General features: G+C 62.4%; 19 protein-coding genes. 12 read left to right on the plus strand and 7 right to left on the minus strand.

All coding sequences use genetic code 11. The features are described from left to right. The 4 genes from cysS to carD are packed head-to-tail and all read right to left on the minus strand — an operon-like array spanning position 1 to position 3,093. Complete coding sequence (gene cysS / locus ASU23_RS29365) at positions 1 to 1,395, minus strand: cysteine--tRNA ligase (RefSeq protein WP_003945830.1); 1,395 nt, start codon at positions 1,393 to 1,395, stop codon at positions 1 to 3. 11 nt (positions 1,396 to 1,406) lie between these two features. Then, positions 1,407 to 1,883, minus strand: coding sequence for a 2-C-methyl-D-erythritol 2,4-cyclodiphosphate synthase (gene ispF, locus ASU23_RS29370; protein WP_003945901.1), 477 nt, complete (start codon positions 1,881 to 1,883; stop codon positions 1,407 to 1,409). Continuing rightward, on the minus strand, positions 1,884 to 2,582 hold the full coding sequence (gene ispD, locus ASU23_RS29375) for a 2-C-methyl-D-erythritol 4-phosphate cytidylyltransferase (RefSeq protein ID WP_003945606.1): 699 nt from the start codon (positions 2,580 to 2,582) through the stop codon (positions 1,884 to 1,886). A 22-nt stretch (positions 2,583 to 2,604) separates the two neighbouring features. Then, positions 2,605 to 3,093 carry an RNA polymerase-binding transcription factor CarD gene (carD, locus tag ASU23_RS29380; protein ID WP_003945666.1) on the minus strand — a complete coding sequence of 163 codons (489 nt, stop codon included), beginning with the start codon at positions 3,091 to 3,093 and terminating at the stop codon, positions 2,605 to 2,607. Positions 3,094 to 3,358: 265 nt separating this feature from the next. On the opposite strand from carD, the gene ASU23_RS29385 reads away from it, so the two are divergent. Both ASU23_RS29385 and radA read left to right on the plus strand, forming a co-directional pair. Then, positions 3,359 to 3,994: a lipoprotein gene (locus ASU23_RS29385; protein WP_007726888.1), complete on the plus strand. Its 636-nt coding sequence runs from the start codon at positions 3,359 to 3,361 to the stop codon at positions 3,992 to 3,994. Between the two features lie 98 nt (positions 3,995 to 4,092). Beyond that, entirely contained in the window at positions 4,093 to 5,526 is a 1,434-nt protein-coding gene (gene radA, locus ASU23_RS29390; RefSeq protein WP_003945739.1) for a DNA repair protein RadA, read from the plus strand. A gap of 23 nt (positions 5,527 to 5,549) precedes the next feature. Here the strand turns inward: radA and ASU23_RS29395 are convergent, their stop codons facing one another. Beyond that, positions 5,550 to 6,110: a PaaI family thioesterase gene (locus tag ASU23_RS29395; protein ID WP_003945494.1), complete on the minus strand. Its 561-nt coding sequence runs from the start codon at positions 6,108 to 6,110 to the stop codon at positions 5,550 to 5,552. A 96-nt stretch (positions 6,111 to 6,206) separates the two neighbouring features. Here ASU23_RS29395 and disA point away from each other — a divergent pair, with 96 nt between their 5' ends. Continuing rightward, positions 6,207 to 7,292 (plus strand): DNA integrity scanning diadenylate cyclase DisA, encoded by a 1,086-nt coding sequence (gene disA / locus ASU23_RS29400; RefSeq protein WP_024487741.1) that lies wholly within the window; start codon positions 6,207 to 6,209, stop codon positions 7,290 to 7,292. Between the two features lie 25 nt (positions 7,293 to 7,317). On the opposite strand, the gene ASU23_RS29405 is transcribed toward disA, so the two are convergent. Both ASU23_RS29405 and ASU23_RS29410 read right to left on the minus strand, forming a co-directional pair. Beyond that, positions 7,318 to 8,061, minus strand: coding sequence for a DUF4232 domain-containing protein (locus ASU23_RS29405; protein WP_007726893.1), 744 nt, complete (start codon positions 8,059 to 8,061; stop codon positions 7,318 to 7,320). Positions 8,062 to 8,158: 97 nt separating this feature from the next. Then, positions 8,159 to 8,797 carry a carbonic anhydrase gene (locus tag ASU23_RS29410; RefSeq protein WP_003945421.1) on the minus strand — a complete coding sequence of 213 codons (639 nt, stop codon included), beginning with the start codon at positions 8,795 to 8,797 and terminating at the stop codon, positions 8,159 to 8,161. 228 nt (positions 8,798 to 9,025) lie between these two features. Between ASU23_RS29410 and ASU23_RS29420 the strand changes: the two genes are divergently transcribed. From ASU23_RS29420 to ASU23_RS29460, 9 genes are read left to right on the plus strand one after another with little or no spacing between them, the layout of a single operon-like run. After that, positions 9,026 to 9,880: an ABC transporter permease gene (locus ASU23_RS29420; protein WP_253741533.1), complete on the plus strand. Its 855-nt coding sequence runs from the start codon at positions 9,026 to 9,028 to the stop codon at positions 9,878 to 9,880. Further along, positions 9,880 to 10,725 carry an ABC transporter permease gene (locus tag ASU23_RS29425; RefSeq protein ID WP_003945610.1) on the plus strand — a complete coding sequence of 282 codons (846 nt, stop codon included), beginning with the start codon at positions 9,880 to 9,882 and terminating at the stop codon, positions 10,723 to 10,725. Before ASU23_RS29420 ends, ASU23_RS29425 begins: the two co-directional genes overlap by 1 nt. After that, complete coding sequence (locus tag ASU23_RS29430) at positions 10,722 to 11,906, plus strand: MCE family protein (RefSeq protein WP_003945917.1); 1,185 nt, start codon at positions 10,722 to 10,724, stop codon at positions 11,904 to 11,906. The genes ASU23_RS29425 and ASU23_RS29430 overlap by 4 nt, the downstream gene beginning before the upstream one ends. After that, a complete protein-coding gene (locus ASU23_RS29435) occupies positions 11,903 to 12,913 on the plus strand; it encodes an MCE family protein (protein ID WP_058039252.1) in 1,011 nt (336 codons plus the stop codon). The genes ASU23_RS29430 and ASU23_RS29435 overlap by 4 nt, the downstream gene beginning before the upstream one ends. Beyond that, positions 12,910 to 13,902, plus strand: a complete 993-nt coding sequence (locus tag ASU23_RS29440) for an MCE family protein (RefSeq protein ID WP_232329974.1) — start codon at positions 12,910 to 12,912, stop codon at positions 13,900 to 13,902. The genes ASU23_RS29435 and ASU23_RS29440 overlap by 4 nt, the downstream gene beginning before the upstream one ends. After that, positions 13,899 to 14,978, plus strand: a complete 1,080-nt coding sequence (locus tag ASU23_RS29445; protein ID WP_050656747.1) for an MCE family protein — start codon at positions 13,899 to 13,901, stop codon at positions 14,976 to 14,978. Before ASU23_RS29440 ends, ASU23_RS29445 begins: the two co-directional genes overlap by 4 nt. Continuing rightward, a complete protein-coding gene (locus ASU23_RS29450; RefSeq protein ID WP_058039254.1) occupies positions 14,978 to 16,051 on the plus strand; it encodes an MCE family protein in 1,074 nt (357 codons plus the stop codon). Before ASU23_RS29445 ends, ASU23_RS29450 begins: the two co-directional genes overlap by 1 nt. Next, the gene (locus tag ASU23_RS29455; RefSeq protein ID WP_058039255.1) at positions 16,048 to 17,286 is read left to right on the plus strand and encodes an MlaD family protein; all 1,239 of its coding nucleotides are present in this window, start codon (positions 16,048 to 16,050) and stop codon (positions 17,284 to 17,286) included. Before ASU23_RS29450 ends, ASU23_RS29455 begins: the two co-directional genes overlap by 4 nt. Continuing rightward, positions 17,283 to 17,807 carry a hypothetical protein gene (locus tag ASU23_RS29460; RefSeq protein WP_042451875.1) on the plus strand — a complete coding sequence of 175 codons (525 nt, stop codon included), beginning with the start codon at positions 17,283 to 17,285 and terminating at the stop codon, positions 17,805 to 17,807. The genes ASU23_RS29455 and ASU23_RS29460 overlap by 4 nt, the downstream gene beginning before the upstream one ends. Positions 17,808 to 17,856: the final 49 nt, after the last annotated feature.

The following is a 17,856-nucleotide window of genomic DNA, read 5'->3' on the forward strand; positions in this document are numbered from 1 at the left end:
TTACTGCCCTGCCTTAAGGGACCATTCGGGTCCGTCGGGAGTATCGGTTACTTCGATACCCGCCTTGATGAGGCGATCGCGGACCTCGTCCGCCACCGCCCAGTTCTTTTCCGTACGTGCCTGCTGCCGACGATCGAGATCGGCCCGCACCAACACGTCCAAAGCTTCCATTGCCGTCTCGGTGTCGCCACCGGACTGCGTCCAATGCTCGTCGAGTGGGTCGACGCCCAGGATCGCGAGCATGGCCCGCACCTGGCCGGCAGCCACCCGAGCCGCGTCGAGATCACCGGCAGCGAGCGCGGAATTACCCTCGCTCGCCTTGCCGTGAATCTCGGCCAACGCGATCGGCACCGACAAGTCGTTGTCGAGAGCCGCCGCGAAACCTTCGGTCCACGTACCGAGTTCGACGCCGCCCGCACGCTTGTGTGTGCGCAGGACGAACGACTCGAGCCCCTGGTAGGACTTCGCACTTTCGTCCAACGCCTCGTCCGAGTACTCGAGATTGGAACGGTAGTGCGCACTACCGAGGTAGTACCGAAGTTCTTGCGGACGAACCTTCTTGAGCACGTTCGGCACCGAGAGAACGTTGCCCAACGACTTGGACATCTTCTCGCCACTCATCGTGACCCAGCCGTTGTGCAACCAGTACTGAGCGAAATCGTCGCCGGCGCACTTGGCCTGCGCAATTTCGTTCTCGTGGTGCGGGAAGACGAGATCGCGTCCACCACAATGGATGTCGAATGCCGCCCCGAGATAGAACTCCGCCATGGCCGAGCACTCGAGGTGCCAGCCCGGACGGCCGGGTCCCCACGGTGTCGGCCACGAGGGCTCACCGGGCTTGACGGCCTTCCAGAGGGTGAAGTCGCGAGGATCGCGCTTGCCCTCGGCCGCACTCTCGCCCTGATGAACGTCGTCGAGTTTGTGGCCGGACAGTGCGCCGTACTCGGGGTAGCTCTGCACGTCGAAGTAGACGTCGCCGCCCGCCGCGTACGCGTGGCCGTTCTCGATCAGGCGTTCCATCATCTCGACCATCTGCGTCACGTGACCGGTGGCCCGCGGCTCGATGGACGGCGGCAGCACACCCAGTTGGTCGTAGGCCCACGTGAACGACCGCTCGAACGTCGCCGCCCACTCCCACCAAGGTCGACCGGCGCCGGCGGCCTTGTTGAGAATCTTGTCGTCGATGTCCGTCACGTTGCGCACGAAGGCAACGTCGTTGCCGTGCGCCAACAGCCAGCGACGCAGCACGTCGAAAGCGACGCCGCTGCGAACGTGTCCGATGTGAGGATCACCCTGAACTGTCGCCCCACACAGGTACACCGATGCATGTCCGGGGGCCAACGGAACAAAATCCCGAAGGGCCCGCGTACCGGTGTCGTATAGGCGCAGGGTCACGACCAGCGATCTTACCTGTCGTGTTCGGTTGTCATGACCAACGCGGTGGCCATGGCGGCGATCCCCTCGCCTCGACCGGTCAAGCCGAGGCCGTCCGTGGTGGTCGCGGACACAGAAACAGGCGCGCCCAGTATCTCGGAAAGCACCTTCTGCGCCTCGTCGCGACGCGGCCCGATCTTCGGACGGTTGCCGATGACCTGCACCGCGGCGTTGCCGACGGCGAACTGGTTCTCTTCGAGCAGTCGGCGAACCTCGGCAAGCATTCGAGCGCCGCTCACGCCGTCCCATTCGGGCCTGCCGGTGCCGAAAACCGAACCGAGGTCACCGAGGCCCGCCGCAGAGAGCAACGCGTCACACAGCGCGTGGACGGCGACATCGCCGTCCGAATGGCCCGAGCACCCGTCTGCTTCCTCGAACAGCAACCCGGCCATCCAGCAAGGACGACCGACCTCGATGGGATGAACATCCGTGCCGAGACCGACGCGCATCTAATTTCCGTCCTGTGAATCCGCACTCAACGCTGTCTCCGAGCTCAGGAGCGCCCGTGCAAGGACCAGGTCGAGCGGAGTGGTGATCTTGAAGGCGAGAGCGTCGCCGGGAATCGTCTGCACCGAAACACCGAGACGCTCGACCAGAGCGGCGTCGTCGGTCGCGGCGACGTCACCGGCGTCGTACGCACTGCGCAGGACGTCGGTGGAGAATCCTTGGGGAGTTTGAACCGCACGCAACTCCGAACGCAGAGGCGTACCGGTGACTGCGCCGAGTACGTCGACCGACTTGATCGTGTCGGTAACCGGAAGTACCGGGATAACAGCGGAGCTGCCGGCTCGGAGAGTGTCGACGACGCGCGCGATCAACGCCGGCGGTGTCAATGCCCGTGCGGCATCGTGCACGAGCACAAAATCTGCGTCGCCGGCAGCACTGAGGCCGGCTCGAACCGAATCGGTTCTTTCGGCACCACCACCGACGACGTCGACGTCCGCTGCACGACCGAGGTCGGCTACGACGGATTCGACCAGTTCAGGCGGCACAATGACAACAACGCGGTCGATCGCTCCGGATTTCCGGAGTCCATCGACCGCGCGTGCAAGCATGGTGCACCCACCGAGTTCGACAAATGCCTTGGGCAACTTCTCGCCCAATCGCACTCCCCGACCTGCGGCAGGTACCAGGGCTACTACTGCCACTGTCAGCTTTGTTGTGTTGCAGTCAGGACGCGGCCGCGAGGACCTCGTCGAGAATGGTCTCTGCCTTCTCGGTGTCAGTGCCCTCGGCGAGCGCGAGCTCTCCGACGAGAATCTGACGAGCCTTGGCGAGCATGCGCTTCTCACCAGCGGAAAGTCCGCGGTCCTGCTCACGACGCCACAGGTCACGAACAACTTCTGCAACCTTGTTCACGTCACCTGAGGCAAGCTTCTCGAGATTTGCCTTGTATCGACGAGACCAGTTGGTGGGCTCTTCGGTGTGCGGTGCTCGCAGAACCTGGAAAACCTTGTCGAGGCCTTCTTGGCCGACCACGTCACGAACTCCGACGTACTCTGCGTTGTCTGCAGGAACCCGTACTGTGAGATCGCCTTGAGCGACCTTCAGAACCAGGTACTCCTTCTGCTCACCCTTGATGGTGCGGGTTTCGATAGCTTCGATCAGCGCCGCACCGTGATGGGGGTATACGACGGTGTCTCCGACCTTGAAAATCATGTGTCCCGTGCCCCTTTCGATTCCACTAGTTTAACACGTGAAAGAACCGACCACTCATCAACTGTGCAGGTCAGGGGCATCCTTGCTCGAGCGTAGGGGTTGACAGGGCTTGTTGTACGTGCATTCAACTGGTCTGGAGCACCCCTGCGTAACGGACTGAAAGCCCACGCAGACAACCGTTGTGGCGACCCGACGGCCAGCCCGCGGGACCTTATCTACTACTCTGCCTAGTGGAGTGCGAACCTGACGCCGTGGAGGACAAATCGTGACTGCTATCCGTAAGCCGACTCGTCGAGTCGCTACCGCCATTGCACTGGCTGCAGGCGCAGCCATCGCGCTGTCCGCTTGCGGTTCCGGACAGGTGAGCCAGACCGCCGTCCAGCAGGCCGCCGTGAACGGCAACAGCGCCGACCTCGGTGAGATCGCACTGCGCAACGTGCACATCGCTTACCCCTCGTCCGAGGAGTACAGCATCGAGCCGGGCGGCAACGCCGTGCTCGCGTTCACCGTCGTGAACGACAGCGCCGAGACCACGGACAAGCTCGTCAGCATCACCACCGATTACGCAGCACGCGTCATCGCAGGTGAAGAGGTAGGTGGCTTGACGATCAAGCCGCAGACGTCGCTGCAGGCCGGTCAGTTGCCCGCAGGCGAAGGCGCCGCGACCGAGGCCGAGACCCAGATCAAGAACAACGAAGAGAACGACGACGCACCCGCTGCGCTCTCTCTCGTCGTTCTGCAGGACATCAAGGCAGGGGTTCGCCCCGGCTTGACCGTCCCGATCACCTTCAAGTTCGAGAAGGCCGGATCGGTCACCGTCGACGTACCTGTCGACGCCGGCCCGCAGCTCGAGCGCAACGAGTCGGACAAGTCACCCGACGTTGCAGAAGCTGGGCACTGAGCCTCGAATCACCAAGGCGCACAATGCGCCTCGCAGAACAGCTTCAAAATCACACTAGAGGCGGGGTCCATGTCGGACCCCGCCTCTAGTCTGTCCCGGTGGCCAAAGTGAAATCGAACTACCGCTGCTCCGAATGCCAGTCGGTAGTGCCCAAGTGGGTCGGTAGATGTCCGGACTGCGATTCGTGGGGCTCGATGACCGAGGTCGCCGTAGTGGCACCCGTCGCCAGTCGCGCCGGCGCCTCACTCGCCAAAGCAGGATCAAGCGCCGTGCTGCCTACGACGCCGGCCACGCCGCTGACACAGATCGACAGCACCTCGACGCAGGCCAAACCCACGGGGATCGGTGAGTTGGACCGCGTCCTCGGCGGTGGCGTCGTACCGGGTTCGGTGGTGCTGCTCGCGGGCGAGCCCGGCGTCGGAAAATCGACGCTACTTCTCGAGGTCGTCTACCGCTGGGCGATGCGCAGCGCGGATGATCGAGCGTTGTACGTCACGGGCGAGGAGTCTGCCGGTCAGGTTCGGCTTCGGGCAGATCGCACCAACTCTGTCCACGAACGGATGTATCTGGCGGCCGAATCCGATCTCGCGACCATCCTCGGCCACATCGAGCAGGTCAAACCGACACTGGTCATCGTCGACTCGGTGCAGACCATGCTTGCTGCCGACGTCGACGGGGTCGTCGGCGGCGTGACTCAGGTCAAGGCCGTCACCAGCGCCCTGACCTCCCTGGCCAAGGCCAGTGGAATCCCGGTGCTTCTGATCGGCCACGTCACCAAGGACGGCGCCGTCGCCGGTCCGCGCTCGCTCGAGCATCTCGTGGACGTGGTTCTGCACTTCGAAGGTGACAAGCACTCCACCCTGCGCATGGTCCGCGGCGTGAAGAACAGATTCGGTGCGGCCGACGAGGTCGGATGCTTCGAGCTGAGCGAGCAGGGCATCAACGAGATCAGCGATCCGTCCGGCCTGTTCCTGCATCACCGTGAAGAAGCTGTGGAAGGCACTGCCGTCACCGTGATGATGGACGGTAAGCGACCTCTACTCGGTGAAGTTCAGGCGCTCGTCGCCGCCACGCCGCTACCGACACCTCGTCGAGCCGTCAGTGGGCTCGACACCGCCCGTGTGGCCATGGTTCTGGCCGTGTTGGAGCGCCGCGTCGGGGTGTCGATCTCGAAGGCCGACGTCTACGCCGCGACCGTCGGCGGTATGCGGATGACCGAGCCGGGTGCCGATCTGGCTCTCGCCATAGCGGTCGCTTCCGCCGTGAAAGCCAAACCTGTCCCCAAGGGGCTCGTCATCCTCGGCGAGGTCGGACTCGCCGGGGAGGTTCGACGGGTTGCCGGCGTGAACCGACGGCTGATCGAAGCTGCCAGATTGGGATTCACCAGCGCCATCGTGCCGGTCGATTCCGGCCCGAACATTCCCGGCATGCGCGTCAACGAAGTAGCGAACCTGGCCGAGGCACTCGCCTATGCCGGATTGATGGGCGGCAAACAAGCCCCGTCTCGCCCAAAGCTCACTCCGGTGAAGTGACCGGCCTGCGGCCGACTACCGCGTCAGACCGACGAGGTGCCGAACGGGGACGTCGGTTCGCCGTCCACGAACTCCTTGGTCTTGGCGAAGTGTTCCGAAGTGATGGTCAGGAACAGTCCGCGGGACGTTCCCACCACCGTGTCCGGATCCGCTGTCGGACCTTCGACGATCACCGCTTCTGCACTGGTGTAGACCTTGCGGCGTACAACACCGTCGATGCGAGCCCGGAATTCGAGCACCGATCCCAACGGGATCGGCCGGGCGAAGTCGATCTCGAGGTGCCCGGTCACCACCGGCGAGCCGAGAGCCATACATGCCATACCTTGAGCCTCGTCGAATGCCGTCGACAGAATGCCGCCGTGAATGACACCTGGACCGCCCTGATACTTCTTGGCGACCTCCAGACGACCGGTCACTTCCAGTCCGTTACCAGCCCTGAAACTCATCGCCATTCCCGCAGGCTGGTCGTCGCCGCAGCCGAAGCATTTCGACCAGTGCTGAGGCAGCTTCTCGCCGGCGGCCGGAAAGAATTCGACCGGCTCCGGGACAGTCAGGTCATCAGGCAGGGTCCAGGTACTACTCATGGATAGGTAATCTAAACGGGGATCCGTCCGGCGCAGGCATCGGACCCGACCGAAGTGACATCGACCTCAGCAGGGAGTTTCTCAATGATCAGTGCGATGGCGGACACACAGTCGTCGTCGGCATTGCGAGAGACCATCGCCAGGTTGGCGCCGGGTACCGCTTTGCGAGACGGGCTCGAACGAATTCTGCGCGGCCGTACCGGCGCGCTGATCGTCCTCGGATACGACGAGGAAATGGAAGCGCTGTGTGACGGCGGATTCAACCTCGACGTGGAGTTCGCACCGACCCGATTGCGCGAGCTGTCGAAGATGGACGGCGCGGTTGTCCTCTCGACGGACGGCACACGCATCGTGCGTGCCAACGTCCAGCTGGTTCCCGATCACAAGATTCCCACCGTCGAATCCGGCACGAGGCACCGCGCTGCCGAGCGCACGGCAATTCAGACCGGCTATCCCGTGGTCTCGGTCAGTCAGTCGATGTCGATCGTCAGTGTGTACGTCGGCGGCATCCGGCACGTCATCGACGGCTCGGCCACCATACTTTCGCGCGCCAACCAGGCCGTCGCGACGCTCGAACGATACAAAGCGCGACTCGACGAAGTGACACGGCAACTGTCGGTCGTCGAGATCGAGGATTTCGTGACTCTGCGCGACGCGTTGACCGTCGTACAGCGCTTGGAAATGGTTCGCCGCGTGTCGATCGAAATCGAACAGGATGTCCTCGAGCTCGGCACCGACGGTCGCCAGTTGGCACTGCAGCTCGAAGAACTGGTCGGCGACAACGACATTGCACGTCAACTCATCGTTCGGGACTATCTTGCCGGTCCCGAACCCATCGGCACCGCGGCGATGGACAACGTCCTCGTCGCACTCGATCGCGTCACCGACGCCGATCTACTCGATCTCACGACTCTTGCGCGTGTTCTCGGTTATCCAGGCACGATCGAAGCTCTCGACACTCCGATGACTCCTCGCGGATATCGCGTGCTGATGCGTGTACCTCGATTGCAGTTCCATCAGATCCACCGGTTGGTCGGATCCTTCGGCACTCTCCAGTCGCTGCTGGCCGCTACGGCTGCCGATCTGCAGTCGGTCGAGGGCATCGGCGGGCTGTGGGCTCGTCACATCCGTGAGGGACTTTCCCGGCTCGCGGAGACGTCGATCACCGGATCCTTCAACTAGCGGGCCTGTTCGGGCTTGCCCGCGCTCATGCGATGTTGAACGGCTCCGGGGAGCTTCGCAGTGCACCGAGCTGCCCGACAACCGTGTAAGCGCCTGCGCCCACCGGATTGCGCTCGGGGTTCTGCGCGGTCGCGCACTCGGGGGTCGACGTCGTGGCCGACCATGCGACCTTGAACGCAGCTTGCTCGCCGGGCGCGAGATTGCGTACGTCGGCTGCGGGCTGTGGGTAGCAGTCGACGTTGGACCACAACCGGGTCTTGCCGTCGATGCTGTAGACGAGCACCTGCTGAAGGCCGCCCGCCAGATCTCGATCACAGGGTGCCGAACCGATGTTGGTGATGACGATCGTGAACGACGGCTCCTCGCCGGGAGCGAAGGTCGCCTTGTCTGCGGTGGCCTTGACTGCCAGCGACGAGTCGGCGCACTGACCGGCCGGGACCGGAGCCCCGGTGGTCGACGAAGAGGAAGAAGACGAAGACGATCCCGAAGCCTGCGTGCCCGAGCCACCTGATCCACCGGCAGCGCCGCCACCCGAGCCACCGCCACCGTCCGGCGCGTTGGAGCCGGAAGGGTTGGGGGTGAAGGAGACGTCCGTCGTCAGCGAGGAACTCGCAGCGGCCGAATCGGCCTCCGGGGTATCACTTCCACCGCCGAAGAGGGCGGACGCCGCCCAGATGATCAACGCCAGTGCAATGACGGCGGCACCAATGGCCAGCGCCCGGCGACGCCAGTAGATCTCGGGGGGCAGTGGTCCATTAGGTTCCAACACGGACTCAACGGTAGTTGGCGCAGGGTCCACTAACCGTCAGCTGAGGCGGCGTGTCGGTACCCATTGTCTGCTGCCAGGTACCACTGCCCCGGAAGATCTAACCCTCGACGGTCTCGACGCTCTCGCCGATGTCGCCGACCGCGCCCTGAACTCGCATGTGACCGTCGGACAACGTGTACGTGACGCCGACGATCGCGCACGCACCCTTGTCCACCTTGTCGGCGATGATCCGCGACCTCTGCATGATCAGCGAGCCGGTCTCCACGACGTGACGGCCTTCGAGTTCGTCCACGGTGGACAAGCCCTCGTTGCGGCCCATCAGGATGGACGGAGCAACACGCTCGACCACACTGCGGATGAATCCGTCGGGAACTGCGCCCTCGTCCAGGGCGTCGAGCGTTGCCTTCACGGCACCGCAACCGTCGTGCCCGAGGACGACGATGAGCGGCACGTTGAGCACGTGAACCGCGTACTCGATGGAACCGAGCACCGAATCGTCGAGCACGTGACCTGCAGTGCGCACGACGAACATGTCGCCGAGACCCTGGTCGAAGATGATCTCGGCGGCTACGCGCGAATCACCGCAACCGAACAGCACCGCTGTGGGGTGCTGCCCATCGACGAGTTTCGCGCGGTCCGCGATTCCCTGGCTGGGGTGAATGGACGCGTCGTTGACAAATCGCTCGTTGCCTTCGCGAAGGGACTTCCAAGCGGAAATGGGGCTTGATCGTGGCATTCACTCATTGTGCACCCGCCGCATTTCGGGCTCTCGCCGGGAAGGTTGCGTGGACGCAAACGAAAGTTCCGCGTCGACATTCGCGCCCGGTGATGAAGTGGCCGAAATGGAACTTACTTCAGAGTCAGTTTCCTGATACCGTCTCCGAACGTGACCTGGAGCACTTCGAGCTCCCGAGTGTGATCGAAGAAACCCGACCAGAACGATTCGGCCGGAGAGGGGGATGGCGTGAGCACCGAAGCTACGACGACCGGGAATGGAACAACCGGGGAAACAACTGCTGTCTCCCCCGCCAAGACGAACATGTTCTCGAACCTGCTCTCCGAGATCGGACTGCTCTTCACCTTCACCGTTCGCGTGTGCGTTGCGGCGTTCACATCTCTTCGACACAAGCGCCTCGCCTGGCGTGAGGCGCTCGACCAGATGTGGTTTCTCGCCCACGTCACCTCGGTCGCGTCCGCTCTGGTGATGATTCCCCTCGGTGTCGGGGTAGCACTGCAGATCGGTGCGCTCGCAGATCAAATCGGCGCGGGTGCGTACAGCGGTGCCGTCGTCGCGTTCCTCATCATCGGACAGGCCGGCCCCCTGGTGTGCGCCCTGATCATCGCCGGTGTCGGCGGTTCCGCAATCTGCGCAGATTTGGGAGCGCGAACGATACGCGAGGAAATCGATGCACTCGAAGTGCTCGGTCTACCCGTGCTCGAACGCCTGGTCGTACCCCGGATGATCGCCATTGCCGTCGTCTGCCTCCTACTGAACTCGATAGTTCTCGTAATCGGTTTGGGCGCAAGCCTCTTCGTTCACGTCCTGATACTCGACGGCAACGCACAGAGTTTCCTGCGCAATCTCGTTCAATTCAGTCAACCCAGCGACTTCGTCGTCTCCGGCATCAAAGCCGTTGCCTTTGCTCTCATCTCGGGAATCGTGGCCTGCTACAAGGGCCTGACCGTCAAGCGCGGAGCTCAAGGCGTCGGCGACGCAGTCAACGAGACCGTCGTGCTCTCGTTTGTCCTCGTGTTTGTCGCCAACCTCGCAATTACTCAGTTCTACCCACTGTTCGTCTCGATGAAAGGTGCCTATTGATGCACCTGCCCATCGCAATTCGTGCCAAGAGGGTCAGTTCGCGGACCGTCGACGGCCTGAGTCGGCTCGGCGATCAGTTCACGTTCCACGCGCGTGTCATCACCTCGATTCCGGCAACCCTCAAGCGCTATTGGCGTGAAGTCGCCCGTCTCGTCGCCCAGGTGGCATTCGGTTCGGGCACCCTGCTCGCCGGAGGCGGCAGCGTCGTCGTGATCTTCGCGATCTCGTTCTTCGCCGGTTCCCAGATCGGACTCGAGGGCTACCGCGGACTCAACCTCGTCGGCCTCGCACCGCTGTCCGGCGTGATGTCCGCCATCGCGAATACTCGCGAGGTGGCACCACTCGTTGCCGCAATCACCCTGGCAGCCAAGGTCGGAACCGGATTCACCGCGCAGCTCGGAGCGATGCGGATCTCCGAGGAAATCGACGCGCTCGAAGTCATGGCGATTCCCTCGCTGCGGTACCTGGTCACCACCCGAATGATCGCGGCGCTCATCGCGGTGGTCCCGCTGTACCTGGTCGGCCTGTTTGCTTCGTACATGGCAACGGCGCTTGCGGTGATCCGGGTCAAAGGCCAGTCGGAGGGAACGTACGGCTACTACTTCAGTCTTTTCCTCTCTCCCAACGACATCTGGTTGTCCTTGATAAAAGTCATGGTGTTCGCGGTCGTCGTGACCCTCGTGCACTGCTACTACGGTTACACCGCGACGGGTGGACCCGAAGGCGTCGGACGAGCCGCCGGACGAGCGTTGCGCACCAGCATCGTCTTCCTTGCGTTCACCGACGTCGCGATGACCATTGCGCTGTGGGGACTCAAACCTCACGTACCCGGGCTGACCGGATGATCGTCACGAATTCCAGCCGAATCACCCTGGCACTGCGGGGTTTACTCGCCGTGGTCATCCTGATCCTCGCCTACGTCTTCTTGTTCAGCAGAGGTACGGACTCCACCGGTTCCACACCGCAGGTCAGTGCTGTCGTCCCCGCCAGTGCCGGTGCGCTGCGAGTCGGATCCTCGGTACAGTACCGCGGCGTCGTCGTCGGCGCTGTGGCCGAGATCGAGCCGGGCACCACCGCTTCGACTGTCTCACTCGCGATCGACGAGGGAGCGTTCGAGGACATACCGTCGACAAGTCAGGTGCGACTGATGCCCCGCAACATCTTCGGTGACTTCTTCGTAGACTTGATTCAACCTGACGGACTCTCGCGTGGTCCTGCTCTCGTGCCGGGTACCGAATTGGTATCCGATCAGTCCGAAGTCGCGGTCCAGCTCTACCAATCGATCTCACGGATCTACTCGCTCGTTTCTTCCCTCGACCCCGCCGACATCAACGTCGCACTCACGGCAGTCTCGGACGCGTTGAGCGGCAAGGGAAACCAGATCGGCGAATCGCTCGATTCAGTCCACCAAGCGTTGGTCGGTGCGCAGCCCGTCATCGACGGACTCGGTGACGACCTCGACGACATAGCCACCCTCGCCGACAGTCTCTCGACGAGTGCGCCGGACATGCTCGCCGCATTCGAGAACTCCATCACCACATCCAAGACCGTCGTCGAGAAATCCGACGGGTTGGCGGGGCTTCTGCGTGCCGGCACCAGCACGGGAGCTGCTGCCACGAGTCTGATCGGTGACAATCGCGACCGCATGATCACCTTGGTCGACGACGCCGATTCCCTGACCGGCGCAATCACTTCGCGGCCGGACCACATCACCACCTTCTACAACGGCCTGCGCAATCTCACGATCAAGCTCCCGCCCGCGTTGGCGCATGGTCCGTGGCTCAGCACCGATCTACGGCTGTCCGTCACAGATCTGTATCCGTACGGAAAGACCGACTGCCCACAGTACGACGGAACCCGCGGACCCAACTGTCCTGCCGCCGCGACCGCGTTCGGCGGAACCGTCGGCCCGGTCGGCAGCCCTGCCGAACAGTCCCTGATCTCGGCTCTCACCCAGGGCGGTACAGCTTTGGACACTCTCGTGGCGGGGCCGGTATTTCGCGGCACGACGGTGGTGGGCGGATGAGCGTGAAGAAATCTCTGATCAGGTTCGGACTGTTTGCTGCACTGTCGATTCTCGCCACCGTGGTTGTGGTGAGCACCCTGATCAACCCAGTCTCCGGGTCGAGTTCGCAGTACCGGGCCGTCTTCGTCAATGCCTCCGGCCTGGTCACCGGCAGCGATGTTCAGATCGCCGGGGTGCGAGTAGGGCGCGTCGACAGCGTCGAGTTGGTGAACAACCAAGCCGTCGTCGGCTTCGAACTCGAATCTGCACAACGTATTCCGTCCGACGGTCGCGCTGTGGTGAGGTACGCAGACCTGTTGGGAGCGCGAACAATTTCGATCGAACCCGGACAGGCCGAACGCGCAACAGGCAACTACCTCTCCCCCGGGGCCACAATTCCCGTGGAACAGACTCAGCCGGCGATCGACCTCACCGACATCCTCGGCGGATTCCGTCCCCTTTTCGACGCACTTGACCCCGCAGAAGTCAACGAGCTTGCCGCACAGGTCGTCCAGGTATTCCAAGGACAAGGTTCCACCATCGAAAGCCTGCTGGAGCGCACTGTTGCCGTCACCGAGAACTTGACGTCCCGGGACGCGATCTTGGACCAACTACTGAACAACCTCGACCGGGTCCTTACCGTGACCACGACGAATCGACCCAACTTCGTCGAGATGATCAACACGCTCGACGCACTGGTCGGCGGTTTGGCACAGGACCGCCAACAGATCTCGGCCGCAGTGGATTCCGCAGGCGCCCTGACTTCTTCACTTCAGGACTTGGTGACGCGCGTGGAACCGGACTTGGCTGGCGCGCTGACTTCGATCGATCAGTCGGCTCGCGTCGTCGTCGACAACCGTGAGTCGCTGGCGACCGGTATCACCGCTTTCGATCAACTGTTCACCCAGTTGGGGATCGCGATGAGCTACGGAAGCTGGGCGAACATCTACATCTGCAACTTCCGGCTCAGCGCGCTGGACCAATCGGTGACCCTCGGCGGCCCCGAGCGTTCGGCGGTGTGCCGATGAACTGGCTCACCGTCAAGAACCCGGTCCGCAACGGAATCATCTGCATCCTCGTCGGAGTCGGTGTGGTTCTGGCCGCACTCGTTGTCCCTCAACTGATCTTGACGGTCAAGACCAACGAGTACCACGCTGTCTTTGCCAACGCCACCGGGTTGACGCAGGACGATCCGGTCAACGTCGCGGGAGTCCCGAGCGGGGTGGTCACCTCGTTGGCGGTCAGCGGCAACTCGGTTGAAGTCACCTTCCGACTCGACGACGGCGTCACTCTCGGCGAAGACTCCCGTGCGGACATCAAGATCTCGACTCTGCTCGGCCGACGCTCGCTCGACGTCACTCCGAACGGATCGCGCTCGTTACCCGCAGGTTCGACCATCCCCATCGAGAACACGAGCGTTCCGTTCACTCTCGACGATCTCGGTCGAGGAGCACAATCCACGTCGGAAAACCTTGATCTGCAACAACTGCGAAACATGCTGACCGTGGTGTCCGACAACTCACCGGACGATCCCGAACTCATTCGCCGCTCACTCGAGGGAATCGACGCACTCTCCGGAGTAGTCAACGACAACGACGTTGCGCTCCGTTCCCTTCTCACCGGAGCGCAGCAGACGACCGCAACACTGATCGAGCAGAAGGACACTCTGGAAACCCTTCTGGGGAATGCGGATCTGGTGATGTCCACGATCGCCGACCGGCGAGATGTGCTGAATGCGCTTGTACAAGACCTGAATCAGTTGAGCACCACACTTGCCCAGTTCCTGGGCGACAACCAGGCTTTGGTCGACTCGGTCATGGGAGACATCCACGTGGTGACGGGAGTTCTGTCCGAGAACGAACAATCACTGACCACACTGCTCGACAACTTCGCCCCCAGCGTCCGCTACGTCACCAACGCAACCGGTAACGGCAACTGGCTCGACCTCAACTCACCCTCCACCCTCATCCCGGACAACTGGTTGTGCGTCGTCGGGCTCGTTCAGGGGTGTCGATGACCACGACCGTCAAGAAACTCGCCGTGCTGGCAGCGATAGTGATCTGCGCGATCGGTGCCGTCCTGGTCGTCACGCGTGACGAACACAGACTCACTCTCACCGCCGAATTCACCTCGACCGACGCTATCTTCACCGGGAACACAGTGACGATTCTGGGAGTTCCCAGCGGGAGGGTCGAGAGCGTCACGCCGGAAGGGTCCCGGGTACGAGTGGCGCTGAGCCTGCCATCCGGAACACGTATACCCGCCGACGCGCAGGCCTGGGTCCTGTCTCCCTCGGTCATCAGTGACCGCACGATCGAACTCGGCCCCGGCTACGAGGACGGTGAGTTCCTCACCGACGGCGCGGTGATCCCTCTCGAACGCACTCACTCCCCCCTGACGTGGGACCAACTCACCGCATCGGTGAACGAATTGACGGTGGCGCTCGGCCCTGGCGCCGACGGCGGCGGGATCGGTGACCTCATCGGAGAAGGCGCCCACGCGTTGGACGGCAACGGGCAAGCATTCAACGATGCCGTTCGGTCCATCTCACAGGCCAGTTCGGTACTGGCGGGTGCAAGTCCCGACATCTCCGAACTGGTGAAGAACCTGAACACCCTCGTGCAGTTGATCGCGGACAACCAGACCAAGGTCGACTCTCTGTCGAACTCGGTGACAGTCACCGCCCGCACGTTCAGCGCCCAGCGAGAAGACATCAGCGGGGCGCTCGATTCCCTGACCACGTTGCTCGGACAGGTCTCAGCGCTACTCGCCGAACACGGCGAGGCGGTCACCGCCGATCTGGGTACGCTCGCGCAGTTGGCCGGTGCAGTCGCGACCAAACAGGATCAACTGCGCGAGATCATCGAAACGGCACCAACGGGATTCGAGAACGTCGCCAACCTCGTCACCGAAGAAGGCCGAGCCAGGGCGCGATTGAACGTCGCCACCGATCTCTCACAGTTCGACACGACGCGAGAACTGTGCGAGAAGATGCCGATTCCGCTGTGCACCGGGCCGGGAATCGTCAATCCCATCGAATTTCCTTCGGCAGGCAGCTCCGACCTGGCACGCATCCTCGGTGGGGGCAACTGATGGCGTCGAACAAGTCCGTGGTGAGCGTTGTCGTGGCACTTGTCATCGCGGCGCCATTGACCGGCTGCAGTCTCAACTTCCAGCACCTCCCCCTCGGACGCGGTCTGCCAGGAGAGTCGTACCCGCTGAACATGGAATTCGTCGACGCGTCGTTACTTCCCGTCGGCGGCGAGGTGCGGATCGGGCAGGCTGTCGTCGGCAGAGTCACGTCGATGAGCGCGCAAACCTTTGCAGCCGTGGTACATACCGAAATCGCGTCGGACATCGAACTACCTGTCGGCACCCGCGCTCGGATCGAGCTGTCGACCCCGATCGGCGATGCGTTCGTCAACCTCGAAGTTCCGGTCGATCCAGCGGGCCCCATTCTCGAACCAGGTTCCACCATCGAGCGATCGGAGACCGTGCGCGGACCCGATGTCGCACAACTGCTCGGCGCCGTCGGAACTCTGTTGAACGGCAGTGGGTTGGCGCAGGTCAAGAACATCGTCAGTGAGGCTGATCAGATTCTCGACGGCAGGGAGGAGACGATCCGCGATCTGCTTGCACGCCTTGACACTTTTCTCGGAACACTTGACGACCGAAAGGAATCGATCAATTCGGCACTGGATTCACTGAACCGGCTCAGCGCTCTGATCGGTGACGAGAGCACCACGATCGACGAAGGCTTGCGCACACTCACACCCGCATTGGGCGTGATCGCCGACCAACGACAACCGCTCCTCGATCTACTCGACGAAACCGATCGGCTCAGTACCGCAACCAATTCCGTACTCGACCAGTCGTCCGACCAGATTTCCGAGATCACCGGACGACTGTCACCCATCCTCGACCAGTTCTCGGCAATGGGCCCGACACTGGGTGAGACGATGGCCAACCTGGACAACGCAAGAGTGCTCCTCGAGCGTGCCAGCCCAGGCGATTACGTGAACATCGACCTCGACGTCGATGTCGAGGGCACCGTGACCGGAGTGCTCAACGAGATAATCCCGGGCGCCGCACCGCCACTGCCACCTCTGCCCGCCTCCGATCGGGAACTGCCGATCACGACACCCCTGCAAGGAGGAACGCGATGAAGAACCGAACCGTCTATTTCGAGATCGCCGCCTTTCTCCTCATCGCGGTGGTCAGCACGACGTACGTACTCCGGCAAGTCGGTGCCGGAGATCCGTTCACCGGAACCTTCTCGGTCATCGTCGAATTGGAGAACGCGGCCGGAATCGCTCCCGGTTCGGAAGTGGCCTATCGCGGAGTCACCGTCGGCGACGTCGAGTCGGTGGAGGCGGACTCTGCCCAGGACCTCGTCGTGATGACGTTGAGCATCGCCGCCGACAAACAGATCCCCAACGATTCGCATGTGGCCATCAGCCAGGACACCGCCGTTCCGGTATTGAAAGTTCAGTTGTCCTCGCAGACCGACGGCGGCCCGTATCTGGTTGAAGGTTCCGTCGTTCCGACTGAGCGCACTTCGATCCCGGTCGCGTTGGGAACCGTGATTGCGAATTTCAACGCTGCTGCCGACACCGTCGATCCGGCAGACCTGCGAACCCTCTCGCACGAACTCGGCGAGGGATTGAACGGATTGGGTCCGGATCTGCAGGCGCTCGTCGACAACTTCGACGTGCTCGCGCGCACTGTCCAATCCGATCAACCGCGTGTCAACACACTCGTCGAGAACTCGCGCTCACTGTTCACTGCGAACGAGGAAAATGTTGACGCTCTTCCCGAAGTTGCACTCACACTTCGCCAATTGACAGATCAGGTACGAAACTCCGATCCGCAACTGCGCACACTCCTCGATCGAAGCCCGAGTGTTCTCGACAATCAGATACTGCCTCTCATCGAACAGAGTCGTGAGCCGTTCAGTCTGCTGTTGGCCAATTCTCTCGTCTCCACTCAGATCGTCACTGCACGGATGCCCGCCGTCGATGCCTTGTTGGTGGTGGTGCCCAAAGGATTCGAGAAGTTCGGAAGTATCGTCAAAGACGGACGGGCACAGCTTGATCTGATCACAGCACTCGGACCGGTCTGTATCTACGACACGCCCCGGCGATCGGTACAGGACACCTCACCGACCACGCTCGACAAGAACCAACACTGCGCGGACCAGTCGGGCCGGATCCAGAATCGCGGATCGCAGAACGTCCCCACCGGAACTGGAACGATCGACGGGGTTGCTGAATACGATCCTGCCCTCGGAACGGTCGCAGCCGGTGACGGAACGTCGATTCGTCTGGGCCTCAACGGTGGTCAGAACACCGTTCTCGGTGACAACTCGTTTGCCGCACTACTAGTACAAGGAACGCAATGACCGAGACAACCGAACCCCAGACGCCCACAATCGTCGACAAGCCCAAGCGGCTTCGCAAGCAGACCGTAGCGATCGTTGCCGGCGCCCTGGTCGTGGTCGCGGCGCTCGGATGGGGCGCATTCGCGACCTGGCAGAAATCGGTCGACGAAAACGCGCGTATCAGCGCCCTGGACAGCGGACGGCAATTCGCCACTGATCTTGCGACGTACAACTTCCAGAACCTCGATCAGAATCTCTCCGTGGTCCGTGACAATTCTGTCGGCGAATTCGCCGGTCAGTACGCCCAGGTGGCAGCCAACCTTCAGAATATGATCGTGCAGTATCAGGCGACCTCGTCCGCTCAGATCATTTCAGCCGGGCTGGCGAGCAGTGATCGCGACAACGCCGAGGTTCTCGTGTTCCTCGATCAGACGATCACGAACACCAACTCCCCCGATCCGAGAATCGACCGCAACCGGATGCAACTTTCGCTGGTCCGCGAGGACGGCGAGTGGAAACTGAGTAACGTGCAGTTGTTGTGACCCGGCGGTCGGGCGTCAAAGACAGCCGTGTCGGCGACTGCCGATAAAG

Origin of the sequence: Rhodococcus sp. KB6 (genome assembly GCF_001445685.1) — a bacterium.
Taxonomy (GTDB): Bacteria; Actinomycetota; Actinomycetes; order Mycobacteriales; family Mycobacteriaceae; genus Rhodococcus_F; species Rhodococcus_F qingshengii.